Genomic DNA, 25,270 nt, shown 5'->3' with positions numbered 1-25,270 from the left:
AAGCCTAAAACAAAAGATGAGTCTGCTCAAGATCCATCATTAAAACAATTTATGAATGAACTATATCAAAGTACGAATTCAAAAAATGAAAATGACTTGTACAAAGCGTTAAATGATGAAGTTCTATTTAAAGGGAAGAGTTATAAGAAGGATGAACTGAAGTTTGATGAAGATATTTTTCATGAGTTGCAAGTCGCCCTTACAATGGGGGGAGAGTTTGCAAATGATACAAAGAAAGTATATAAAGTACCAAGTGGAATGACAGAAAGTAACCAATCAAAGCGAGACCATTATATATATGTAACTGTTACTGGAAATAAAACGAAAATTTTAGCTGAACCAAAACGAGAATCACAAATTTTATATGAAGTATCTAATGAAATGGTAAAAGCTTGGATTCCAGAAAAAGTGCAAAATGATGAATATATGAAAATATCGACATTTAACGGTAATACTGGGTATGTACAAAAAGAGTATGTTTTAACGGATATTAAATATTCATTTGTGTTCGAAAAGGATCATGAAGGTATGTGGAAAATAATAAATATAGATTCTATATGGTAAAAGAGGAAGGTTTACTTTAATGAACCTTCCTCTTTGTTTTTATTTTCTTATTGAAGTGTATGCCAGAACTCTAAAACTTCTGCTGTAACGAGAGCGGCAATGTTTTTTTCTGAATTACTACCAGGAATAACGACAGAAATGGCGATTTGTGGATTTTCGGTAGGAGCATATGAAATGAAAAGAGAATGATTTATCATTCTTTCTTGCTCATTCGGAGAACCTGTACTACCCGTTTTACCTGCAACATGAAAGGGTAAATTTTTAATCTCCTCTATATTCTGACTCATTCCACCTTGCAAGACACTCCAAAATTCCATAGGATAACGATTTGAACTTTCTAAAATGGGTTTAAACTTTTTTGTTTCCTTACCGTCCTGACCAATAATCACACTTACAATTTGAGGTTTATATTTGTCGCCTTTACTTGCCAAAGTTGCTGCATATTGAGCGAGTTGAAGGGGGGTATGCACTTCATTTTCTCCCCAAGAGGCATTTAATAAAGCGGAGATTCCCTTTTCAAACGTATTAGATGGATGGAATTCATATTGCCCGTATTCTTCAAAGGGTAAATCAATCCCGGTTTTAGAACGTAGGCCGAATTGCATTAAATAATCTGTCCATATATGTGCCACCTTTTCTATATTCCCATTATTTTGGTTGAATAAGGGCAGAGCTACTTTTGCTGTCATAAATGTGTTAGATGAATTAATAATAGCCTGCCTTGGTGTAATCTCACCTGTTGGCGTTCCAGGTGCATTCGAAATGTTATTTTGATTATCATACTGAAAGGTACCCTTATCTAAATAAGTATCTTCAGGTTGAAAAAGCTTTTCGCTTAATCCAATTAAAATAGTAAGCGGCTTTATAGTAGAGGACATATTTACATAAGATTCACCATACTTTAATTTTTGAATTGTTTTATTTTGCGAAAGTGATTTAAAGTTTTCATTTTTAGATGATACGTGTGTATTTGGATTAAATACTGCCGAGTTGGCCATAGTTAAAATTGCGCCAGTTTTTACATCGCTCACTACAACATAACCAGCTTTAGCATCAGGTATTTTCTTAATTTGAGATCTTAATGCTTCCTCTGTTTTTTGCTGCAATTTAGAGTCTAAGGCTAGCCGGACATCTTTTCCTTTTTGTACGTTTTGAATGTTCCAGAAGAACTTTTTATTACCAATCTTAAAAATAAGAGTTTTTCCTGGTTTTCCTTTTAAATCATTTTCATATTGCAGCTCAATCCCACTTTTTCCAACAAGCATATGCTTTGAATTAAGGTCATTTTCTACATACCCAATTACTTGTGAACCAATTTCGTGTTTAGGATAATATCGAATCCATTCATCTTTAATTATTACATTATTGGGTTTGTTTTTGTTTATGAATGCAAGTTCATTCTCAGTTATATCAGAGTATAACGGTATATCATTCATAGTCTGCTTTTTACAAGATTGTTGTAATTGAGATTTTATGTTCTCTGTAGAAATATCATGTTGAAACTCGCTTGAAAATTGATTGAAAAAAGCTAATGTGCTTGATGTATCTTGTTTCGATAGCTTTTCATCATTAGAAGTGCAATATAGAGACTTAACTTTCTTATTTGTAGCTAGTATTACACCATTTTGATCAAAAATCTTTCCTCTTTCAGCTGAAGAAGTTGCGATAGTAATTGAAATGAAGTTGATTTTTAATAAAATTAGTAAAATCAAACCTACAATAGAAAGAAACGCAAATAATCTCCATCTTTTTGTATGTAACATATAACCCTCCCTTATGTAGCCTACTTCATCTTATATTTAATTGTTTTTTTTGTAAATGTGGAACAACTTTATTGTTTAGGTTGTCTATTAAGTATTACAGCATGAAGAAAGGAATAATTAGTATGAAAAATTACTAATAAGTCTATTTATAATTTTAATATGAGTCATTATACAGTTTAGTATTTCTAATGTAAGCAACAAAAAAATAGAGAGAAAAATAAGAAAGGCGATTTATCAATTACTGGGCTGTATCCTACCCCAAAAACAAAAATTTTATCTCTTGACAGTTATTTATGTAAATTCAACTCGTATTTTTGAATGACATGACGATTTTATCTTATTCAGCCTTGTTTAAAATTACTTCCCTAACGAATAAATCCTACATCTTTTGCGAGCCTTTGAAGATCCAAAGCTCGATTGTTGTATTAGTAATCACTATATAAAATGCATATGTACAAAATTATATTCATAAAAACAGAGGTGTAAAATGAACATTATTTTCAATTTAATTGCTAGTTATGCGATTCCTACGATACTACTCACACTCTTGTTACTATTTGTATTTGTTTTTAGTTATTTTGTAGTATACAAAAAGATATGTAAAAGAGAAAAAAAACTAACTGTAAAACAAATTATATTGTTTGTTTTAATAACAGGATACTATTCCCTTGCATTATCAGCTACTTCACTTGGTCGTTCAGATGATATGGCCTTTGCAAGAACCATTGATTTTGATGTACTTAGTATTTATAAAAAAGCATGGAATACATTTTCATTTACTTCCTTTTTCCATATCATTGTGAATATAGGTATGCTTTTTCCTTTAGGAATTTTATTCCCTTTATTTAGTAAGGTTTTTCAAAAAACAAAATGGATGTTAATCATCTCAATTATAGCAAGTTTATTGATTGAAATTCTTGAATTTACACTGCAACGAGGAAGTATGGAACTAGCAGATTTACTTCATAATACTTTAGGCATGATGTTAGGATATTCTGTGTTAAACATAGTTCTTATATTTTTGAAAAAAAATGAAACAGATACAAAAATAATTAAATATTTATATCTGCCCATTACAGTAAGTTTCGTCGCACTCGGAATAATGATTTCGTATCAAATGAAGGAATTTGGAAATATGCCTATTGATCCCATTGCAAAAAATGATATGTCTCAAGTTACTATAAAAACATCAATAGAGTTAAAAGACGCAGAGAAAAAAATGCCTGTTTACAAATATTACGGTACAAAAAAATCACATGTTCGAGATGTTGAGATTCTTTCTCCAAAGGAAGCATTTCAAAAACTGAAACAAGGAGAATTTGATTCTATTGGATCTTTCAAAGCAGGTGATACATTATTCATCACAAAATATAATATAGATTACTATACTGATACAAAAGGCTTCTCACAGCCTATATATGTTTTTAAAGTTCACTTAAATGATAGGGATAGTTGGTTTCAACCTATTTCCGCAAAGAAATAACGTAAATTTGGTTTTGTTGCAAAGCTTTTTAAGAAATAAACAGAGACCTGAATGTATGAAGAAATATTATGAAGGGCATGAGGATTGGTATGAAAATGAGACGGAAGCAATTAAGCAACGATATGAGTGGTTAGAAGAAACTTGCCGACTTGAAATGAAATCGTTTGAAGAATTGCAATATAAACGAATTACTGGAACGGATGGAGAAAAAAGATTCATTAATGACATTGATGATTATTTTAAACATTATGGTATAGAAACTTATGATATGGATTGGGTAGAAAAAGAATGTGTAAACGTGACGTTCTTCTTCATTTTAGATGAAGCTAAACAGTATCAAAAATATTATCCTCATAATCTTGGGAAATCAAGAGTATCTTGTACAGCTCTCCTTATACCTAATTATAAATGTTTATGTTCAATCTTAGATTTCCTGCTTGGAGGAATAAAATGATCTTGAACAAAGTTTATATAAATAATCCTACAAACCATTGCAATATAAAATACTGCACAAAAGAAGATTAAAATGTATTTAAATGTCTTGTTTATATTGGTACCTTCCTAAAAGGAACTAATTTGGATTTTAATATTGTATGTAAAAAGGAAAGGATAGTTGAACAGGAGAGTATACCTGTTTACATCTATCCTTTTTTACAACAATATGACCACATTTACTACTACAACAAATTTTCATATAGTTATTGAACTATTTTTTGAATAACTAAATTAACCTTTTTGTTAACTTTAATTACGAATAAATGGTCCCCTTCACCTTCAATTGGATCAACTACATCTTCATTAAAAGATTCAGCATGTTGTCTACCATGTCTATTAAACTAACAGTTTTTATTTTCCCTAATTCTTTTCCATACCTAAGGTACCCAAAAGTCCACTGGATTCCCGAGGCTACTATCCACATTTGTGTCTCTAAAAAGACTTTTTGTGCCACTAGACGTAACTGTAGATTCCTGAACAAGAAAAATCATGAAAATACACACAAAGTTAGATTATCATTCATTACATTACTGTTTTGCTTCGTTCGAATAGAAAAACTCGGAAGAACGCCACTTGTTCGATATCTCCTCAATGTGATAAGGTGTCGTTCTGCAGCATCCGCCTATTAAACGTGCACCTGCTTGGTACCATTCTTCAGATTGAATATCCAACGTGTTACATTGTTCATGACCATGCCATGTTTTTGTTTCTGGATTATAAGTTTCACCAGAGTTTGGATAAACAATAATTGGTTTTTTTGTGTTTGCCCGTAACTCTTGGATTGCACCAGTCACAACAGTTACGGGTGCACAATTGATGCCTATCGCTACAATTTGTTCACTTTTCTCAAAAACTCGTGCACACTCCACTAGTTTCATACCTTCACTAATCTCTTTCTCATTTTTTAGCGAAAAGGAAAGCCACGCATATGTTTCTGGAAACTCACGCAATAATGTATCTAATACTCTTGCTTCTTGCAGGCAAGGGATCGTTTCAAATGCCAATAGATCTGCACCTGCTTCGATTAACGCAGACATTCTCGAACGGTGAAAGTCTGCTAATGTTTTATCTGTCACAACATAGTTACCTACATACTCTGAACCATCTGCAAGGTAAGCTCCGTACGGCCCAACTGATGCAACAACCAATGGTTTAGGCCTATTCGTTTGCGTATTTTCCTTCCAAAAATCATCTCTTGCCTTTCTTGCAAGTAACACCGTTTTCTTAATTAATTCCAAAGCTTCCTGTTCTTGTATTCCACGCGCGGAAAACCCACTAATAGTAGCTTGATAGCTTGCTGTTATGGCACAGTCTGCTCCAGCACGAAAATAGTCCGAATGCACCTGATAAATTAGTTCCGGGTTTTCTAGTAACACACGTGCCGACCAAAGGGGATCGTCCAAATTACATCCATGCGCCTCCAATTCAGTAGCTAATGCTCCGTCAAGAAGCATAATGGAATGTTGGGATAAAATAGCATCAATTGGGTTGATTTTGTTCGACATAATCTACACCCCTCTTTTTTAGATTTTTTGTTAGATAATAACTTCCATAGCAAAACAAAATAAACGGTATGCCGCAATATAAGGCAATTCTCTGTGTTGGATCGAATGCAATTCCAATACACGATGCCAGACAAAGGATAAAAGAAGCAATTGGTACTAATGGATATAGTGGTGTGCGATAAATCAAGTCCTTTTCAGAATTTCCTTCTTTCAAAAATTGTCTGCGAAATAGGAACTGGGAAGCGCTAATACTCATCCAAACTATAACTACTGCTAGACCGGAAATGGAAACAAGTACGATATAGACAGTATCTGGTGCCACAATACTTGAGAGCAAAGCCAAAGCTCCACCCATCATACTGAAAATGACGGCGTTGATTGGAACACCTTGCTTCGTCATTTTCCCAAAAATCGGGGATATCGTATTCTTATTAGCAAGCGACCAAAGCATTCTAGAAGAGGCATAAAGGCCTGAGTTTGCCGCAGATAAAATGGCTGTTAAGATAACGAAATTCATTATGTCAGCTGAATATGGCACCCCAATTCGTTCTAGAACTGCAACAAAAGGGCTCTCTAATACCCCTGCATCGGAAATAGGCAATAACGCAGATAAAACAACAATCGTTCCTACAAAAAAGATGATCAATCTCCACAGAGTAGTTCGAATGGCCTTCGGTATCATTTTTTCTGGGTTCGCTGTTTCTCCAGCTGCAATGCCTATTAATTCTGTTCCCGAAAAAGCAAAATTAACCGCAAGCATGGTCATCATAATGGCCGTAGCACCATGAGGAAATAAACCTCCACTTGTAAAATTAGAAAAGAATGGTGCTGCTTTTGAATGAGTCATTGGAAGAAACCCTAGCATTGCCGCTACTCCTAAAACAATAAAAATCACAATAGCTATAACCTTTATCGATGAAAACCAAAATTCGGATTCGGCGAAAAATTTAACAGTCAGGACATTTAATACAAAGATCAAAATGGCAAAAAGAGCACTCCATACCCAAATATTAACCGATGGAAACCATCGCTTCATAAGTAATCCTGCGGCTGTAAATTCAGACCCTAAAGCAACAGTCCAAGTTAACCAATACAACCAGGCTACTGTATACCCTGTACCAGGTCCAATGTATTTAACTGCATAACTATGAAATGCGCCCGTTTCAGGCATATGTACGGAAAGCTCGCCTAAACATAGCATAACTAGATAAACTACTAGCGCACCAATCAGATAGGATAGAATTGTTCCAAACGGGCCAGCTTGTTGAATAGTGTAACCCGAGCTTAAGAATAAGCCAGTTCCAATCACCCCACCAAGTGATAGCATGACTAAATGACGTGCTTGCATTTTCCTTTGAAATTCTCTCCCATTTTTGTTCTCCATTTCTACTCTCCTTTAGTTACTATCCAGAAAAAACAAAAACGCACTCTAAAAAAGAGGGCGTTACTGACAAATAAAAACGGAAGCTCTCATCTATCAGGATTATCACCCGCTGGAATTAGCACAGTGTCTACTTAAGCAGACCTGTTGCTGAGGTTTCATAAGGCCAGTCCCTCCACCTCTCTGGATAAGAAATATTTTTTTATAACCTTTTCAATCCATTTAATAACTGTCAAGATAATTCTGTTTTTTTTAAAAATATCTATTATAGAAATACAAAAAATAGAGTATTACTATAACTGCAACCCACTCCTTCTCGGGTATTATTTAAAAATCGAACATACACAACCTGATTTATTTATGATACGGTTCACAAGCACTTCCTCAAAATTTAATGCACTTCTAAATATCTTCTTACTTCTTTGGCTATGGGGTCACCATACATAACCATCAACTCAGGTATTTTAATACCCTCAAATATCAAAAAAACGTTATCTTTTCTAAACAAGCTAAATTAGAAAGGATGAGGTTTTCTTATGAATCTCTCGATTCAAGATGAATTATTACCATTTGCAGAATAATTACAACGATATGTTACACCTGTATTCTTAGAAGAACTTGCAAGAGAAATAGGATTTATAAGGCGAAGACTTAAGTTTTCTGGATCAGAATTAGCTGCTATTTGCATTTGGATTAGTCAACGGGCGGCAAGTGATTCCTTGGTTCGATTATGAGTGGGCTTCATGCAGCGGCAGGGCTTAGCCCTGAGGGACTTAATAAAACTCCTGTTGAAGTTTCTAATTGACTACAAAGTTGAGTAATAGAGGTAGTAGCGGTTTGTTGATTTAACCATACACACAAATATAAAAAATGATGCCCATGGCACTTGCGTTTTCATTTCATTCCGCCTGCTTTCTATAGCTAATTGATTAAGTGTAGTGGGAAACATATATCGATATAAATCTTTAGCAAATAAAGACAACTTTTGTTTTTGATAAATATTTATAAAAAGCACGTCACCTTTTCTCATTAACATAAGTGAATAGTAACGTGCTTTTAACTTCAAGAATAGTCTAAATCCTTAAGTTGATGGATGTGGGGTACCACCACATGCCCATCAAGCTAAAAATGGATTTTCTATGAAATTCCATTTTTTTGTTGTGCCACTATTACCGTTTCTGTTTCGTTATCAGATAAGCTCAAATTTCTTCCTCATCTTAAAGTGGAACAAATTTATTACTTAAATTGTCTATTTAGTACCCTTTTTAAATATGAATATATTTCTTAAAGTGACTTCAATAATTTTAAGTAAATCAAAAGGAGAATTGAAAGGCAGGAGAATATAGCATGTCAGAAAATTATCGTTCTCGAGAGGAGCGACGACAAGTTAAAAAGAACAAACAGCCAGCAGCTAAAAAACAAAAACCAAAAGGCAAGACATCATTTTTTCGTAAGTTTTTAATTAGTTGTTTATTAGTTGGTATTGTAGGGTTAGTCACAGGGGTTGCTACTTTTTTCGTTATGATCAAGGATGCGCCAAAACTCGAGAAAGCAAAACTTGTTAATCCGTTATCCTCAAAAATTTATGATAAAGATGGGAAATTGATATATGAATATGGGAAAGAAAAACGAACGAATATTATGTATGGTCAAATTCCTAAGTTAGTAGAAAATGCGTTTTTAGCGACAGAAGATGCACGTTTTTACGAGCACAGTGGCGTAGATTTTAAAGGTACTGCACGTGCAGTTTTAGTCAGCCTAAAAGGGGATTACGGCTCTCAAGGTGGAAGTACGATTACGCAGCAAGTTATTAAAAATTATTTCTTATCGATGGAAAAAACGTCAAAGAGAAAGGCACAAGAAATATATTTAGCGTATAAGCTAGAACAACAGTATTCAAAACATGAAATTTTAGAAATGTATTTAAATAAAGTTTACTTAGGTAACCGTTCATACGGAATTGCAACAGCAGTACAAAATTACTATGGTAAGGAATTGAGAGATTTAACACTACCAGAAGTTGCAATGCTTGCTGGCTTAATGAAAGCGCCTAATAACTATGATCCAACGAAAGAACAAAATATCAAAAAAGCAACAGAAAGAAGAAATGTTGTACTTCAATTAATGAATCGACATGGTTATATTACAAAAAAGGAAATGGAAGACGCATCAAAAATTCCAGTAACAGAAGGACTTAAGAAAGCAACTGAACAAAAAGAAATGCCATATCCTGCTTTTATGGATGCGGTTGTGAAAGAAGTTGAAAAAGAAATGCCAGATGCAAATATTGGATCTGACGGTTTAGAAATTTATACAACATTAGATCCAAAGGCACAGGATTTTGCGGACAAGCTTTTAAATAGCGGTATTATTAATTATCCAAATGAGAAATTCCAAGGGGCTTTCACATTTATGGATACGAAAACAGGAGAAGTACGTGCAATTGGTAGTGGACGTGGTGAAAATAAAGCTGTTTTTAAAGGACATAATATTGCAATTGAATTAAATCGCTCAGCAGGTTCCACGATGAAACCAATTTTTGATTACGCTCCTGCAATTGAATATTTAAAATGGGCTACTTACCATCAAATTGATGACTCTCCATATAAGTATTCAACAGGACAAGAAGTTAGAAATGCAGATAGAAAGCATTTAGGACCAATTACAATGCGTGATGCATTGAAAACTTCCCGAAATATCCCGGCTATTAAAACTGCAAAAGAAGTAGGAATTAATAAATCAAAAGCTTTCTCTGAAAAGCTAGGTATTACATTTAATGTAGCACCGACCGAATCAACAGCGATTGGTACAAATGAAGCGTCACCAACTGAAATTGCAGGCGCTTATGCGGCATTTGGTAATGATGGTAAGTACACGAAACCACATTTTGTTAAGAAAATCGTTTATCCAGATGGTAAATCAAAAAGCTTTGAGCAAAAGCCAAAACGAGTTATGAAGGATTCTACAGCATATATGATTACTGATATGCTTCGTACTTTTGTTTCATCTGGATTGGGTACAGCAGCTAATATAGGTTCTTTAGATGTAGCCGGTAAAACAGGGACAACAAACTATTCTTTAGAACAAATAGCACAATATAATTTACCAGAAAGTGCTAATCGTGATAGTTGGTTTGCTGGTTATACACCACAATATACGATGGCTGTATGGACCGGATATACAAAGGATAGTAAAGATGATTATATTAGTAGTAAAAATACGAAAATAGCTCAATTGATTTTTAAAGAAATGATGAGTAAGTTTGCTACAGATAAATCGCAATTTAAAATGCCGAACAGTGTGGTTCAAGAAGATAGCGAATTACGTATTAAAGGTGAGAAGCGTGATACTTCTCCAAATGCGAAAATAGCCAATACGACTGAACAGCCAAATGAAAATAAGCAAAAAGAAAAGCAAAAGAAACAAGAAGAATTAAAGAAACCAGAAGATCAAAAGCAAAGTGAGCCAAACAACGGTAGTGGCGAAGGAAATACAAAACCGCCAAACAACGGTAGTGGCGAAGGAAATACAAAACCGCCAAACAACGGTAGTGGCGAAGGAAATACAAAACCGCCAAACAACGGTAGTGGCGAAGGAAATACAAAACCGCCAAACAACGGTAGTGGCGAAGGAAATACAAAGCCGCCAAACAGTGGTAGTGGCGAAGGAAATACAAAGCCGCCAAACAATGGGGAGGGTCATGGAACGCCAATGCAACCAAGTAATGATGGGAATTCAGGAGAGAATCCAGCCAATAATGGTTAATAAGTAATATGAAAATATTGTTGGTCCTTTGCAAATTTAAAAAAAGCATAAATATATTAGTAAATGAGCAACAACGTTTAGGAAGTAGCTAGTAGTCGTTGAAGTACATGGTAAGTCGAAAGGGTGAAGTCTCTTTATATAGTACCTTTTAAATGAAAAATGCGCTATTCTTTCTACAGAATTATAGGAAAGGATGGCATTTTTCTATGTATTTATCGATTCGAGATGAATTTCACTTCTTTGGTGAATCTCTACATATTCTTCAACAACTTGCAAACAAGGCAGGTCGTTATATTAAACTACGTGCATTAAGCGAGGTAAACAATAATCCATGGACAAGTGCGGCTGAAATCAATTTATTTGGAGTGACTCAATGATATATTTGTAAGTAGCTATTTAAATCATTGATACACTATTTCAAAAGGTTATCATCTGCTGAGAGTTCCGTTCGGCATTTGATAACCTTTTTATCCTATACTAGTCAATATGTAAAAGAAACCCTCGGATTGATAAAATTCACTTTCTTAGTTTAATAGTGAAACCCGTTCGGTTTTATTTCGTATTCAAATCTTTCAATTACCTAAACTTGAATTTGCATAAAATTAGCTTGATAACGATACCACTGTATACATTATAAATTGCTAATTTTTACATAATTGTGTACAAAATTTCAAGTCTTATTTTGTCTATTTTTTCTGAATAATACATATTGACAAAATAATAGTAGCGATATAGAATTGGTTTTGTTCACCGGTGAACATTATGTATTTTTTTGTTTAGTATTATTTTTATTCACCATTTCTAACATCAAGATATTCTATCTCTTTTTTTTGTAGTTTGAAATATTATTGGTTACTTAAAATCAATAAAACGGTTTATATTGATAAAATTATTTAAAGGGATGATTGTATGACGAATGCTATAGCGGTAAGAAATGTACGAAAGTTTAGTTCTCAACCCTTATCTACTAATTGTGCCAAAACAAGAAAATCTAAAATAAGAAAATGATTTATCATAAAGAATTAATAGTATATAGAATGTACAGTTAAATTATTATCCATAATAAAATTATGGTAAATTAAAAGGTAGTTGTAATATATTGTTTCTTTTTTAGTTTTCAATAAGAGATATTAGATTTAGTTAAGTAATAAAAAAAGTGTAGAAAGGTTTTATTTCTACGCTTTTTTTATTTGATATCAAATTTATTGCTATTCTAAATTTTTTATATAAGATTTTACAGCTTGCAATAGAAATTCTTCCTGTCCCATACCTGCATCCGCTGCCATTTGCACTACTTTTTGCTTGAATTCATAATCTGCATGAAAAGTTAATGGCTCTACATTACTTTTAAAGTAAACTCCCTCTACATGTGGAAGAATAGTACCTGATTTCATATGAGAATATAAGTATTTAATCTCTTCTTGAAACTGTATTGGATCAACTTGTAATACGAAAGGTTTAATTTCTAATTTAATAGTATCAGATGAAATACTCAATCGCATATTTGTGACACCTAGCTCTTTGTAAAATAAATTTATTAGATTATAAGTAATGGAATTAAATAGCTGAGGTTTTTTAAATGAAAAAGATAAATACCCTCGTTTGGTAATTACAGCTTGTTTATGGAAAGGTTCAAAGGAGTAATTATGTTCCTTATAAGTGGATAGAGGGAAAATTTCTTCGTCTTCTGTAAGAATCTTGCCGTCTGCTCCATTGATTTCTATTACCCTAGCTATTTTTCCGGTATGTTGATGTGTTAATAATTGATATAAATATATCTCTTCTTGTTGAATCTTAGTAATGAATGTTTTTCGCTCTTTTGTTTTAGTTTTTTCATAATCAAGCATAAAAATCTCTAGCTCTTCTTCATCGATAAGATAGACTTGTTTTCCACGTTTTTCTACCATTGTCGCGGGTAATTTTCCAGATTTGATGTATGTAAAGATAGTAGATGGTGCAACATTAAGAATTTCAGCTACTTCTTTCGTGCTAAGGCCTTTAACCTCATTTTTATTTTTTAAACGTTCAATGTCCTCTAAATAGAAAATCTTACTACCAAATTGCTTCCAGTTATCTTTATATACACATTCTATAAATCCATCTTTTTCTTTTTTTAAAATTGTTTGTACCGTTACTCCCAATAAGTCGGCTGCCTCTTTTGTCGTTACAGTAGGTTTGGTAATGAACAATAAATCTTGTGTCATGCAAGGACACCTCCATAACTATTGTTTGCTAGTAATTTAGATATGTATATATCATAACAGAATATGACTTACATTTAAAATAAGAAATAGAATTTATCAAAGTTCTTATAAGATTTTATAGTTTAATAAAGTTTTATAGTTAATTTAACAGTATATAAGTTTTTAAAGGGAATTGGTTAATTATTAAACAACATCTATTCACTAAAAAATTATAAAAAAACATAAGTATAGGCTAATAGAGAAGAATGTAGGATTCTTACAGAAAGAATATGAATTATCATTTGTATAATAGATAGAAGTGAAATAAAATAATACTTATAGGTAATAAAGTATATTATATTCATAATCTTCAATAGGAGAGGTGAATTCGAATTATGGGTAATAACAATACAAAAGAAAATGTACCTATTATAAACAATCAAAGTAAGTATATGGATACATATGTAGAGAATATAAGTGGTATCATTCCATTTCTGCATAACAATCGTTATGTAGATAAAGTGGAAGAGAAGATGGAGGTTGCAGAAAAAGAGGGAAAGAGTAAATATACGTATTTAAGTGATATAGAAGTCATTTATCATTTTGTACATTTACAAAAAGATATGGATGAAAAGAAGAATAGAAAAGAGGGTACGAAAAAGAGTTATGTATCCGAAATCTTGTCATTTTGTCAGTGCATGGTGCAGCATGCAGAGGAATTCGAATTGAATGGGGAAGAGGTACAGCAAAACGACTCTTTATTAAAAACATTGCAACCTTGGCATATTCGTAAATATAATGCTTGGTTGAAGCAGGTAGAGAACGGTAGAAAAGGAGATATGTACGCGGTCGCAACACTTGCGAAGAAAACAGTGCTCATTCGTTCTTTTCTAAAACATCTTCATGTATTTTCTTACATTGAAAAGCCTCTTCATGAAGAACTGCAGCGCGCTAATGTAAATGAACAGGATCGGCCAAATCGAGACCTATCCTATGATGAAGTGATGAAAATTTTAGGATTTTATAAAGAACAAGGGCATTTAGTAAACTATACAATTTTACTCGCTCTAGCGAGTACCGGTGCAAGAATTCAAGAATTGTGCACCGCGAGAGTGAAAGACTTACATTATGACGGAAAGTATTGGTTAAAAGTCACAGGAAAAGGGGATAAAGTACGTGAACTTTTCATTCCTGAGCATTTATTCCAATGTATTAGCGAAATGAGACGGAGAAGAGGATTCCAAACTGTATTGAATCGTGGAGATGAAAGTCCTGTATTTATCAATCAAAGAGGTAACTTTTATAATCCCAAAACGTTATCAAACCAGGTAACAGATATGATAAAAAAGACAAATTTAGAGTTTCTACAGTATCGTGAAAATCCTGTAACAGCACATACATTCCGTCATGCTTTTGCAATTATGGCAGTTGAACAAGGAAATGCGGATCTATATCATTTAATGCAAACACTTGGGCATGAAAATATTCAAACAACAAAGATCTATTTAGAGAAGCATATGAAACGAAAGAATAATGTGGGGACTTCATTTGCGGATATGTTGGTTTGAAATTTTAATATGAAAAAATGTTTAATTGTGTATTTTTTACATAATTAAATGCACATTATTTAACAAGTGAGAGGGTTTTAATTATATAGTACTCAAGAATTATACATTAAGAAATGGCCAAGATAAATCAATAAAGGTAGATTCCTGGCGTTCATTTAGAGAAGAAATGAATGTGTTAGGAATTCAGGATTCAGATGTGTTTCAAATTCAGTTAGTGGAATATGGTAAAGAGAGAACAAAAAAGAGTTCTCCTAAAAATAATAGAAGAAAATAGTTTACTTACGTATAAATATTATAATTAAGCACATGTTATATACAAATATAGTGGAGGTGCAATTATGAATATTCAAAGACACGAAAGTAATACAAATGAAATTCTTATTTCTGCCGCTGCAAGTGCTATTGAACAAATGAAGTATGAAATTGCCCGTGAATTAGGAGTTACACTAGGACCTGATACATCATCACGTGCAAATGGGTCTGTCGGTGGAGAAATTACAAAACGCTTAGTTTTAATGGCTGAAGAGCAATTATCTGGACAACAGAGATTACATTAAGTCAAAATAAAAAGGAAAAAATATCCATAAAACGGATTATTTTTCCTTTTATTTACACTAAATCCGAAAATTAGTTTTTATAACTTAAAAACGACCTTCCAGATTCCTTTATAAGAGGTTTTATTCAACGAGGGAATACAATAAGGGCTAATTTTAAAAAATTCATTACAAGTAGATTAAGGGCTGTTTAACATATTCTTATTATATTTTATTGTTTTTTAACTAGTTTATTAAAAACTTATAATTAGTGAAGTCATCGTTTTAATTTACCATTGATATTGATCGATAAATAGGGGGCACCATTTCCTACACGGTAGCCTTTAGAAAAAAGAAACAACCTTTTACTATAATTGACGTTGTATGAGCTTAGCTTGATAGCAATGTGGCGGTACCCCTACAAACAAAAAAAGATAAGATCCGGGAACACGATCTTATCTTTAGCACAAGGAGTAAACAAAAACACCCAGAGAAAAAATTTTAATTTATTTTTAATGTGAAATGGAACAATTGGTTTCCCTTTACTACCAATCTGTTTCATTTCCATTGCAATACCCCATCTTTCTTAATTGAATATGTTTTCTATTACCCGTTTCAAGCTTTTTCCCATACCTTTTACTGCCCATACTAGTTTAATGAACACTTTAAAGATAGCATCCCATACGTGTTCATTAATAAAAAATTCATATACTTTCTTTAACCACTCTTTCGGGGATTTACTCTTACGTTTAAACCTTTGCCAATGCGTTTCTTCACTAGTATTCATAACTACCCCTTCTTTCTTAATCGAATATGCTTTCTATTAGAAGTTTTAACACCTTTCTAATACCCCAAAACACCCAACCTATTAGTCTAAAGAAACCTCTGAAGATGAAATTCCATATGATATCGCTTATAATGAAGTCTATTACTTCCAGTAACCAGTTTCCAAAGGATTTACTCTTACGTTTAAACTTACTCCATCTTGACTCCTTATAAAAATACATCATCCCCCTCCTTTACGGAAGATACACATCTATTTTACGTTTATGAAGACCTCGTTTTGAGTTCTTTCTTAGATTTAGTTTTAATTTAAAAGTATGTTGTTTGATACACTTCTTGCAAACTACTGGATTGTTTGGCATACCATAGCATCCACACTCGTAACTGCTACAACATACTTCAGGTTTATAGTCTTTTTCTACTACCGTAAGGTCTTGACAGAAATCATATAACCGACCCTTTGTATCTTTTGTCTTTCTCCATCTTTGTTTCACCAAAACTCTATCTTTATTAATTTCCATTTTAGGAGGATTCTGTTGTATTAGCTTGATAGCGATGTGGTGGTACCCCTATTAGATTATGATAGTCGATATGCTTCCTATAGCCCAGAAAAGAACTAAAAACTCTAGTGAAATCCAAAGTACTTTTTCTCAGGTTTTTGAAATTCTTTTATTAAATAAAAAACAGTACTAATCGCTATAATGATGAAAAAAACGAGGTTTATCATATCTGACAATTTAATCACTCCTAATTTTAAATTAAATTCATTATATAACGATTCCTAAATTTTTAGTTAATTACCGGTGAGAATTAAGCAAAATTTAAACAAAAACACCTATATTAGGCTTTAGTTACAGGTTTTCCCCCTATAAAATCAACTATTTGTGCCCCAAACTATAGGGTACGCGAATTACTTTGATATTATCTTTGAAAGAACAAAATAACTCCTTTCGAAAAACAAATGAACTGATATTAATCAACTTCCAATAACGAATTTTATGTAAATAAGCTGTCCATATGGACAGCTTATTATATTTTTGCTTAGCGTATATTTTCGTTAAAATGTTGGTGGTACGCCTAGTGGAGCAAAATTAATACAGATATTTTTATATTGATGAAATTCATTTTTATTTTGAGCTCAACCGGTATTGTTAGCTTAATAGGGTTACGTGTGTACTATAAATAATAAGCTTCGTTAAAGTGCAGGGAAAAAGGAAGTGAAAAATATGGCTAAATACACTGAAGAGAAATTTATATATTTTACAACAAAATCAATTTATTTAGAATCAATTAAAGGGACCCAGGAAACATATTGGGATGAATATAGAAAACTACAAGACTGGCTGCAAGAACAGCAACTAAGTACCAGTTTTATTAGTTGGGTTGAAAAGAGGATGAAGAAATAGTTCTTAATTTATCCTTTAGAAGTATTCCTTTATATCATCATGATGAAAATGTATTTAATAAATAGGGTAAGTTAGGCATCCTGAGGGATGCTTTTTCTTTTGGCATAAGATCATACGCTTCTTCAAAATAAGCCCCATAGCTTCAATTACAGCCTCTTTAATATTGTCTGGAAGCTCATTTGGATTACTCCATCTCTCTACGTATAACTATAATTGGGTACAATGTTTAATTATCATTGGAATACCAGCTATCGCTCAAATGTTTTTTTCTAATATTTAAAAATATTCATATGGGATACATACTTCACTTCAATTACAATTTAATCATTATACTTTTTAACTATATGGCTTCAATTTAGAATGATGTATCACTAAAAAGTAAAAGAAAAGGCACCCCTGCTGCAAGGTACCTTTTCTAAGGGGTATAACTCATTAGCTAAGCGGCCGTTGGTTAAGTATACCGCCTAGACTATTACATGAGTTATGTTTTTATTATACATTGATCATATCAAAAATATTATCATTAGTGAAATTAACTTTTATTATTTTTTAATTTTAAAGCTGCCACCATAATAATTATGTTTATCAATTTTCATAACATCTACAAATAATCCTGGCTTATAAACTGATGTAATAGGTGTTACAAAGCTCCCATAAATATGCGCAGTACCAGAATCATAATTTATTTTTTATCTTTGTGAGATAGTTTTAGAGATAAAAACACTAGAAATGGAAACAGAAAGGATAAAAGCAATTTATATACGCCCTAATGTAAAGTATATATTGCATTTATTTTGTTTGTAATTTAATATATAGAATATAAGATAAAAGAAGTAAAGATTATCTTTACAAACGGGGTGTATTTAATGTCAGTAAGCAAAATAAAAATTGCTAGAACAGAAAAGGGGCTAACTCAACAAGAATTAGCTGGGCTTGTAAATGTTACCCGGCAAACCATTGGCCTTATTGAACTTAATAAATACAATCCATCTTTAAAGCTTTGTATTGATATAGCTAAATCACTCGATAAAACTTTAGATGAATTATTTTGGGAGGAAAAATAGAATGGAAAAATTTAAAGCTTTGTTTTCACTCAGTACACATTCAGATGAAAGAATTCAACAAATCGAAATGAAAATTTGGGCTCAATCTGGAATTGTGGTTTTATTGCTAGCCTTCTTAGATTTAATAATAAGGGGCGTATACTTACAAAGACCGTTTCTAGAATGGGCTACAGCTCTTGGTATCATTATCTGTTATATGGTATTCTTCTTTATTAGATCCATTTTAGCTGGTGTTTACGAACCAGAAATCGATAACAAGGAAAAATTAAAACAAAAATTAAAAGCTAAATTATCTTATACTCTTATTTTATCTTTTTCTGGTGTAGCCTACACTACATATCATAATCAATTACCTCAAGATATTGTTGGATGGATCTTAGTATGTATTAAGTTTATTCTACTTGTTACTATTTTGTTTGGTATTCAATATTTTATTACTGTATTAGCATGGAATAAATCCAATAAAATTTAATAAGTTTAGACAAAAAAGCTTATCTTTTAGTACATAATGATAAGCTTTTTATTATTTTCTTCATCTCTTTTTCGTTTTAGGGGATATTTTGTTTTGTTAGCTTGATAGCGATGTGGCGTGCCCCTAAATGCTTTGAAAATCCGTATTGAATTAACACTAAAAAGAATCCATTTTGAATAAAGATTAATCAAAATGGATTCCCATGTTAAAGTCTGAATGTAGGTTTTATAAAAACGCTTGATCAAAACTTATGAAAATATCAATTATAAAAGTTAACTTATTTGTACTAGAATTATTCTATTCTTCAAACCAAAACAGAGTCTCGATAGGCGCTTCTAAAACCTTTGCAATATCATAAGTAAGTTTGAATGAAGGGTTATATTTTCCGTTTTCGAGATTGCCAATTGTTTCTCTTCTAACCCCAACCTTATTAGCTAAATCTTCCTGAGACATATTTAACCTTACTCTATATTCTTTCATTCGAGTCTTAAGTGGCATCTTGCATTCCTTTCTTTTCTCTACGCTCAAATATTTCTAAATTAATTAAGAAGGTACCTAATGGTGCAAAAACTGCAATAATAACAAGTAAACGAATTATATGTAGATTTTCAAAAATAAAAATACTCAAAACTAGTATGATACCTAGTACCAATGCTACGAAAAAAGCTCTTGTAGCAGAGATGCGAACATGTAGTATAAAAAGCTCATCTGGTACCACTTTTGCATATGCAAAGAAGAAAAAGAAATTGAATAGGAGACCTGCCCACGTAATATCACCTAAAAATGAGAAAGGTGCCAAAAACCCTAAAAAACCGATAAATCCTAAATAAGCCATTTTATTTTTCATACAATCCTCCTACGTGATATATTTCGCTCTATATGTTAAAAATATATCACATAGTTTTGCAAATTGAAAGGACTTACAACATTACAAATTTGTTTTAAATTGACAGCAAAACCACAAAAAGATACGTGAAATTGCCGCTAACAGCACCCTTCAAAAGAATCGTTATAACAAAAAACTCACAATATTGATACAATATAATTATTAAATGAAATCAAGAGAAAACAAAATATAAATTTAGGAGGAGAAATACTTTGGAAATAGATCAAATAAAAAATATCCTAAGAAAAAGAGCAACTATCTTTCAAACAGGTGGAAAAAGGCCCGATTTATCTATAAATGAAAGTTGGATTGGAAAGATTCACTATTCATTACCAAATGAAACTTACCCAATTGACCGCTATGGAGAAAAAATGTATGCGATCATGATGCTTAATTTAACTCAAATACCTTTTCTTCCAGAAGTAGTAAAAGATTTGAAAGCCATCGCAGTATTTCTCTCTCCAAACTTTGCTAAAGATTTGTCCAACTTATCGAGGAATTTTTGTATTAGAGAATATGATTCTTTAGAGGAACTAGTACCCAATGAGATGTCACTTACGTTTCCAAATCTAAAACCTTTTCCCTTAATCCCTAGATTAGTAACTGATGAGTTTCCACAATGGGATACGGAAGATTTTCCAAACAACATTCAAGATAGAATTTTAGAACTTGAAAACACAATTGATATTGACTACTACGAGGATATTTTTGAAGAAAATTATTACATACATAAATTAGGTGGCTATGCTTCTTTTGCCCAATCAGGTATCCAATGGCCTGCGGATTATGAATATATTTTTCAAATAACAGATGACCCAAAAGCACATTTAAAGATTATTCATGGCGGCGGAATTTATTTTGCTAAAAATAGTAAAACAAATGATTGGATTGCACACTGTGATTTCTTATAGGAATAAGAAATAAAGTAACGTTTTCTTATGTGAAATCTTGCTTAGCTTATATTCTCGTTAAAATGTTGGCGGTATGTCTATAAAACTACACACTTTAATGGATTAAAAGGAAAAAGAGAATTTACAATGAAGAAATATGTCAAATTAGAGGTGTCAGCTAGACCACCTAGTCTCATTGGTTAAAAGAACTTGAATAAAGTTCTTTTTTTATTTCTAATTAATGCCAATAGTGACACTTCATACCTAGAATCGTTTCCTTATCCCTATAATGGTTCTTTCATTAATAATACTCTAGTTAATAAATATCTTGAAAATAAATTGTTAAATTTATCAATTTGATAACCTAATCCCACAGAGTAGTAAAGGATGAACAATTAGACATGCCCATAATACGATCTACGTAAAAAGGCGAAAAGCCTATCTCTTGTGTTGATAAAGCTGTAGAAATATAAAACAGAATATTCTGTTTTATATTTCTACAACTTCAAGATATTTACATATTTAGGAAACGAAGTTATGTTTGTGATGATATACAATAAATGGAGGGAAGGGATCTTATTATGTTTAAAAAAGTAGCATTAGGGATTTCGTCGTTAGCAATCACTACATTTGTAAGTTTAGGAATGGCAACAGAGGCATCTGCTGGTCCTGCAGCACCATTGTCTTCCTTAAATGTTGTACAAGTAGAGTCTGAGCAAGGTGGGGTAGAGACAATCAATACTAATAGCTTTAGTACAACAAGGAACCATGGAGGAAGTTACCTATATATTTACACAAAAGAAATTGGATATGGACAAAATCCGATTGCAAAAATGAATGGTTCAGCAGTAAAGAGTATTGGCTCAACTGTAATTGGCGGCAACCCAATTGTTGGTTGGTATTATAAGTGGGATGCATCTGGACATCAACAGGGGACATTTGAATATCAAAAAACCTCTATTAATTTCCCATTCAATACAATGCGCACTTCACTTTATATACAATAAATAACCAGGGGTAAATTATAGGAATAACTATTAAGGTACGAGTTCTAATGGGGTAGTTTATTCTTTGAATTGAATACTATTTCTATAATAATACTTTTCTATTGTTTTATGACTATGTTACCCATTTGTAAAAGTTCATAGTCATGATAGCTCTACGGATCTATATAAACATAGTTTTGGAGAATGGAAACCTTTAATTTTAAAAAAATACAGAATAAGAGGAGTTTTAGTATGAAAAAACAAAGTCTAGCTATAGCTACTATTCTATCATTAGGTTTAACTGTATTTGGTGGTACTACCTCTACATTTGCGATGACTGAGCCAAATGATAATGTGACGTTTCAATTTACATCAAAATATATAGGAAATATACCGTCAAAGCCCAAGGACTGTAATAATGTAGACAAATATAAGCTGTGTACAAACAAAGAAGAAGCTGATGCTTGGGGAAAAAAACAATTTAGTAAGTGGAGTAAAGAAGAGAAATCTGCCATAAGAGATTATACAAAAAATGCAAGGCCGTATAATGAATTCTTAAGAACGCATGCGGGTAAATTAGATTCTGATCTTACAATGAAGAAAAAAATTGAATCCTTAGATAAAGCATTAAATAGAAAAGAGGCAAAAATGAATGACAATATAAAAGTGTATCGAGGGGATGATGCATGGATTTTTGGAAAGGAGTATGATAATTCCATAATAAAAAATGGCAAGGTTGATAGGGAGAAATTCAAGGAAATACAAAAAAAATTCCAAGGAAAAACAATAACTGAGTTTGGATATATAAGTACTTCTATACTTATTGATGCCGGATATGCCAAAACAAGACCAGTTATGACAGAATTTAAGGTAGGCTCTGGGACTCATGGTGCTTATATGAATTCAGATGACTTGACTGCGTATCCAGGGCAATACGAATTGTTATTGCCAAGAAATACCGTCTATAAAATTGAAAAAATATATATAGCTATAGATAACAATACCCAAAAAGAACAAATAAAAGTGGAGGCTACAATTAAATAAATCTAATGAAGTTAAATTTTAAAAAATAAAGTGATTCAGAATAACTATATAAATCCGAATACGCAACGCATGTAAATAATCCAAATAAAAACCGTAAGGATTTCTAATCTTTACGGTTTTTAATCATCTTAGCCAAGAAGACTCCTTCCTCAAGGAGCGTGAAGGGTTTCAGCCCAGTGAGTAGGCGGGAGATGAATTGGCTTCGAACAAGGGATGGTAGGGATCCATCTTAATTGTTCGACATATATAAAATGTTACTTTGCTATCTATCGAATATATTTTAGATAAGTTTAATTTGATATTCTTGAAGCCAGCTATTTACTTGAAGTAGATAATCAATTAAACCTCTAGCTTCATTACCAGTAATGATTTCATCTGTACCTAGTGCAACTGAACGAACCTTTTCTACGTTAATAAGAGGTAGAATAGGAGAGGTATTATCGTTTAATACATCTAGCATCCATACACTAATTCCTTGTAAATAGGCGTTATCTTTTGTACTTGGATATGCACTTTTTTTACGATAACATACATCTGTGGGAAGAACAGTCTGGAAAGCTCGACGTAAAATTCCCTTTTCAATATTATCGATACTTTTTATTTCAAACGGTACATTCCAGAGATATTCAACCAGTCGATAGTCACAAAATGGAACACGTACTTCAAAACCTGTCATCATGCTAGTACGATCTTTTCTCTCTAACATAACATGATGAGATTTTTCATGAAGGGGTCCTACCACACATCCATCAACTTCAGAATTTTATAAGGCCCCAAAATAAGATTTTCACCTAGAAATATCAATTTTACTGTTTTTGGGGCGTTCGTTTTATGGATACAATTTTTTAGCTTGATGGTACAGGCGGGATATCTGATTATTAAACAATTTAAACCTGGCTACCGACCCTTGAAATTATTAAGGGGATAGAGAATGTAAATTGCCGCTGTTTCTCTGATAGATATCCCGTGTTCATTCATATAATTAAGTACGTCTAGTTTATACTGGGTAGAGTAGGATGTATATCGTTTTTCAAAAGCATATTTACCTGAAAATTTATATCGTCTAATCCACTCACGAAGTCAGCTAGGAGTAAGTTCTATAGATTTAGCAATTGTTTTTCCGCTTTCTGTACCATCTAAATAGCGTTTCACTGCTTGGATCTTCTCTGTTGAAGAAAATTTAGCCATAAAAAATGCACCTCCAATTGTTAGACTGTGTCTAACAATTGGGGTGCACTTCAAAAGAATTGAAGAGACTTTTCTAATTTTAAGAATGTTAATTCTTAAAACACCTATTTCATAACAAGGACGACAAAACAAACGCAATATTTAATTGTATTTTTTAAAACGAATAAATGTTTAACCTTTAGTAAAATCTAATAACCCACTACCTTCTAAACGTCTATCATAGCCAATATCTGTAGTACGTTTAATTAATTGTGCGTAAATTTCTGGTTCTGAAAATGTTCTTCCAAATTCATTTTCACATTGTCTAATTATTAATGCACTTCCTCCAGAAACATGAGGTGTAGCCATCGAAGTACCGCTTAATTTCGCATAACCACCATCGATATAAGTTGACCAAATTCCTTCTCCAGGAGCTACTAAATCAACATTTTTATTAGAGTTACTAAAACAAGCAATTTTTTTGTGTAAATCAATAGCACCAACTTCTACTACTTCTTGATAAGAACCAGGATACATTAATTCATCAGTAGATTCACTACAATCACCATTATTACCTGCAGCACACACAACTAAAACATCATTAGCAACTGCATTTTTTACAGCTTGATATAATCTAGAATCATTAAAAGCTCCACTCAGAGACATAGAAATTGCTCTAACTTTTTCTCCATTAGAACCTCTCCAATTTACTGCATAATCAATACCATTTGCAATCCAGTCCCAGGCTCCAGAACCACTTCCAGAAAGAACTTTAACAACAAGCAATTTTGCCAATGGTGCAACACCCACAACACCCTTATTATTTTCCATAGCAGCTATTGTTCCTGAAACATGCGTACCGTGACCGTTATTATCAGAGAAATTATTAGGATCATTATTATAATCCGTTGTAAAATTTCGTCCCCCTACAATACAATCTTTTAATTCAGGATGATCAATTTGACAGCCTGTATCCAAGACAGCTATTACAATATTCTTTCCTTTTTCACTTTTTTCCCATACTGATGGAGCATTAATAAGCTCTACTCCTTTAGGAATCTCACTTACATCTGTTGCAACTTCTAAAACATCAAAAGGAATTAAATTAGCATCATTTTTAGCATCATTTAAACCCATCAATATCACTCCTATCCAAAAATTAAAAATAGAAAACATCAAGATTTAAATTCTCCTAAAAGCAAATAAATATACCCTTTTATAAACAAAACTTAAAATAATCGTTTTTTTGTATATTAACATTTTATATTTTTCTCTTAATCAATAACTTTATATCAGTTCAACCTATAATCCTTAAATTTAACAACTAAAATA

At 32.3% G+C, this 25,270-nt stretch carries 23 protein-coding genes, 5 pseudogenes and 1 riboswitch; of the genes and pseudogenes, 16 read left to right on the top strand and 12 right to left on the bottom strand.

The window, feature by feature from the left end; all coding sequences use genetic code 11:
- A partial coding sequence (locus AC1Q8L_RS28915; RefSeq protein WP_492339550.1) for an SH3 domain-containing protein occupies positions 1-564 on the top strand: 564 nt, incomplete at its 5' end.
- Positions 565-611: 47 nt separating this feature from the next.
- On the opposite strand, the gene AC1Q8L_RS28910 is transcribed toward AC1Q8L_RS28915, so the two are convergent.
- The gene (locus tag AC1Q8L_RS28910; RefSeq protein WP_098919878.1) at positions 612-2,327 is read right to left on the bottom strand and encodes a peptidoglycan D,D-transpeptidase FtsI family protein; all 1,716 of its coding nucleotides are present in this window, start codon (positions 2,325-2,327) and stop codon (positions 612-614) included.
- 487 nt (positions 2,328-2,814) lie between these two features.
- On the opposite strand from AC1Q8L_RS28910, the gene AC1Q8L_RS28905 reads away from it, so the two are divergent.
- Positions 2,815-3,810: a VanZ family protein gene (locus AC1Q8L_RS28905; RefSeq protein ID WP_072940577.1), complete on the top strand. Its 996-nt coding sequence runs from the start codon at positions 2,815-2,817 to the stop codon at positions 3,808-3,810.
- Between the two features lie 55 nt (positions 3,811-3,865).
- Complete coding sequence (locus tag AC1Q8L_RS28900; protein ID WP_072940582.1) at positions 3,866-4,264, top strand: hypothetical protein; 399 nt, start codon at positions 3,866-3,868, stop codon at positions 4,262-4,264.
- Between the two features lie 568 nt (positions 4,265-4,832).
- Here the strand turns inward: AC1Q8L_RS28900 and mmuM are convergent.
- The gene (gene mmuM, locus AC1Q8L_RS28895; RefSeq protein ID WP_098015682.1) at positions 4,833-5,810 is read right to left on the bottom strand and encodes a homocysteine S-methyltransferase; all 978 of its coding nucleotides are present in this window, start codon (positions 5,808-5,810) and stop codon (positions 4,833-4,835) included.
- Entirely contained in the window at positions 5,785-7,194 is a 1,410-nt protein-coding gene (gene mmuP, locus AC1Q8L_RS28890) for an S-methylmethionine permease (protein ID WP_000428531.1), read from the bottom strand. Before mmuP ends, mmuM begins: the two co-directional genes overlap by 26 nt.
- Positions 7,195-7,277: 83 nt before the next feature.
- Positions 7,278-7,385: riboswitch (SAM riboswitch) on the bottom strand.
- A gap of 342 nt (positions 7,386-7,727) precedes the next feature.
- Between mmuP and AC1Q8L_RS28885 the strand changes: the two are divergent.
- Positions 7,728-7,972 (top strand): annotated as a pseudogene (locus AC1Q8L_RS28885) (IS4 family transposase); the annotation flags it as partial.
- On the opposite strand, the pseudogene AC1Q8L_RS28880 reads toward AC1Q8L_RS28885, so the two are convergent.
- Positions 7,948-8,197, bottom strand: a pseudogene (locus AC1Q8L_RS28880) (IS4 family transposase); the annotation flags it as partial. The pseudogenes AC1Q8L_RS28885 and AC1Q8L_RS28880 sit on opposite strands and share 25 nt — an antisense overlap.
- Before the next feature lie 341 nt (positions 8,198-8,538).
- Between AC1Q8L_RS28880 and AC1Q8L_RS28875 the strand changes: the two are divergent.
- On the top strand, positions 8,539-10,956 hold the full coding sequence (locus AC1Q8L_RS28875) for a PBP1A family penicillin-binding protein (protein WP_492339549.1): 2,418 nt from the start codon (positions 8,539-8,541) through the stop codon (positions 10,954-10,956).
- 206 nt (positions 10,957-11,162) lie between these two features.
- Positions 11,163-11,333 carry a hypothetical protein gene (locus tag AC1Q8L_RS28870; protein ID WP_176543678.1) on the top strand — a complete coding sequence of 57 codons (171 nt, stop codon included), beginning with the start codon at positions 11,163-11,165 and terminating at the stop codon, positions 11,331-11,333.
- An 831-nt stretch (positions 11,334-12,164) separates the two neighbouring features.
- On the opposite strand, the gene AC1Q8L_RS28865 is transcribed toward AC1Q8L_RS28870, so the two are convergent.
- Positions 12,165-13,160, bottom strand: coding sequence for a helix-turn-helix domain-containing protein (locus tag AC1Q8L_RS28865; protein ID WP_097854122.1), 996 nt, complete (start codon positions 13,158-13,160; stop codon positions 12,165-12,167).
- A 374-nt stretch (positions 13,161-13,534) separates the two neighbouring features.
- On the opposite strand from AC1Q8L_RS28865, the gene AC1Q8L_RS28860 reads away from it, so the two are divergent.
- The 3 genes from AC1Q8L_RS28860 (at position 13,535) to AC1Q8L_RS28850 (ending at position 15,264) form a co-directional block, all read left to right on the top strand.
- Positions 13,535-14,707 (top strand): tyrosine-type recombinase/integrase, encoded by a 1,173-nt coding sequence (locus AC1Q8L_RS28860; RefSeq protein WP_098312127.1) that lies wholly within the window; start codon positions 13,535-13,537, stop codon positions 14,705-14,707.
- 85 nt (positions 14,708-14,792) lie between these two features.
- Positions 14,793-14,981: a hypothetical protein gene (locus AC1Q8L_RS28855; RefSeq protein WP_225988616.1), complete on the top strand. Its 189-nt coding sequence runs from the start codon at positions 14,793-14,795 to the stop codon at positions 14,979-14,981.
- Positions 14,982-15,045: 64 nt separating this feature from the next.
- Entirely contained in the window at positions 15,046-15,264 is a 219-nt protein-coding gene (locus AC1Q8L_RS28850) for an alpha/beta-type small acid-soluble spore protein (protein WP_327960375.1), read from the top strand.
- 562 nt (positions 15,265-15,826) lie between these two features.
- Here the strand turns inward: AC1Q8L_RS28850 and AC1Q8L_RS28845 are convergent.
- Positions 15,827-16,027 carry a hypothetical protein gene (locus tag AC1Q8L_RS28845; protein ID WP_001097658.1) on the bottom strand — a complete coding sequence of 67 codons (201 nt, stop codon included), beginning with the start codon at positions 16,025-16,027 and terminating at the stop codon, positions 15,827-15,829.
- Between the two features lie 1,222 nt (positions 16,028-17,249).
- On the opposite strand from AC1Q8L_RS28845, the gene AC1Q8L_RS28840 reads away from it, so the two are divergent.
- Entirely contained in the window at positions 17,250-17,429 is a 180-nt protein-coding gene (locus AC1Q8L_RS28840; RefSeq protein ID WP_098312125.1) for a hypothetical protein, read from the top strand.
- 94 nt (positions 17,430-17,523) lie between these two features.
- Positions 17,524-17,788: pseudogene (locus tag AC1Q8L_RS28835) on the top strand (hypothetical protein); the annotation flags it as partial.
- 183 nt (positions 17,789-17,971) lie between these two features.
- Here the strand turns inward: AC1Q8L_RS28835 and AC1Q8L_RS28830 are convergent.
- Entirely contained in the window at positions 17,972-18,115 is a 144-nt protein-coding gene (locus tag AC1Q8L_RS28830; RefSeq protein ID WP_098219107.1) for a DUF5065 family protein, read from the bottom strand.
- Between the two features lie 180 nt (positions 18,116-18,295).
- Between AC1Q8L_RS28830 and AC1Q8L_RS28825 the strand changes: the two genes are divergently transcribed.
- Both AC1Q8L_RS28825 and AC1Q8L_RS28820 read left to right on the top strand, forming a co-directional pair.
- Positions 18,296-18,493: a helix-turn-helix transcriptional regulator gene (locus tag AC1Q8L_RS28825; RefSeq protein ID WP_000116560.1), complete on the top strand. Its 198-nt coding sequence runs from the start codon at positions 18,296-18,298 to the stop codon at positions 18,491-18,493.
- 1 nt (position 18,494) lies between these two features.
- Positions 18,495-18,965, top strand: coding sequence for a DUF6773 family protein (locus tag AC1Q8L_RS28820; RefSeq protein ID WP_000410444.1), 471 nt, complete (start codon positions 18,495-18,497; stop codon positions 18,963-18,965).
- Between the two features lie 297 nt (positions 18,966-19,262).
- Here AC1Q8L_RS28820 and AC1Q8L_RS28815 read toward each other — a convergent pair whose 3' ends face one another.
- Both AC1Q8L_RS28815 and AC1Q8L_RS28810 read right to left on the bottom strand, forming a co-directional pair.
- Positions 19,263-19,463, bottom strand: coding sequence for a helix-turn-helix transcriptional regulator (locus AC1Q8L_RS28815; protein WP_001128819.1), 201 nt, complete (start codon positions 19,461-19,463; stop codon positions 19,263-19,265).
- Positions 19,453-19,812 (bottom strand): DUF3796 domain-containing protein, encoded by a 360-nt coding sequence (locus AC1Q8L_RS28810; RefSeq protein ID WP_000791800.1) that lies wholly within the window; start codon positions 19,810-19,812, stop codon positions 19,453-19,455. The genes AC1Q8L_RS28815 and AC1Q8L_RS28810 overlap by 11 nt, the downstream gene beginning before the upstream one ends.
- A gap of 251 nt (positions 19,813-20,063) precedes the next feature.
- Between AC1Q8L_RS28810 and AC1Q8L_RS28805 the strand changes: the two genes are divergently transcribed.
- From AC1Q8L_RS28805 to AC1Q8L_RS28795, 3 genes are all read left to right on the top strand, one after another.
- Positions 20,064-20,762, top strand: coding sequence for a DUF1963 domain-containing protein (locus tag AC1Q8L_RS28805; RefSeq protein WP_327960369.1), 699 nt, complete (start codon positions 20,064-20,066; stop codon positions 20,760-20,762).
- A gap of 560 nt (positions 20,763-21,322) precedes the next feature.
- Entirely contained in the window at positions 21,323-21,748 is a 426-nt protein-coding gene (locus AC1Q8L_RS28800) for a DUF4879 domain-containing protein (RefSeq protein WP_000475218.1), read from the top strand.
- Between the two features lie 231 nt (positions 21,749-21,979).
- On the top strand, positions 21,980-22,771 hold the full coding sequence (locus AC1Q8L_RS28795) for an ADP-ribosyltransferase (protein ID WP_000744855.1): 792 nt from the start codon (positions 21,980-21,982) through the stop codon (positions 22,769-22,771).
- A gap of 280 nt (positions 22,772-23,051) precedes the next feature.
- On the opposite strand, the pseudogene AC1Q8L_RS28790 reads toward AC1Q8L_RS28795, so the two are convergent.
- The 3 genes and pseudogenes from AC1Q8L_RS28790 to AC1Q8L_RS28780 all read right to left on the bottom strand — a co-directional run.
- Positions 23,052-23,477: pseudogene (locus AC1Q8L_RS28790) on the bottom strand (asparagine synthase-related protein); the annotation flags it as partial.
- 227 nt (positions 23,478-23,704) lie between these two features.
- A pseudogene (locus tag AC1Q8L_RS28785) lies at positions 23,705-23,959 on the bottom strand (transposase); the annotation flags it as partial.
- Between the two features lie 171 nt (positions 23,960-24,130).
- Positions 24,131-25,075 (bottom strand): S8 family peptidase, encoded by a 945-nt coding sequence (locus AC1Q8L_RS28780; RefSeq protein WP_098312117.1) that lies wholly within the window; start codon positions 25,073-25,075, stop codon positions 24,131-24,133.
- Positions 25,076-25,270: the final 195 nt, after the last annotated feature.

The sequence above is a fragment of the Bacillus sp. GW823-FHT06A11 genome, from assembly GCF_058795355.1.
Note: the sequence above shows the minus strand (reverse complement) of the source record. Positions and strands in the feature narration are given on the sequence as shown.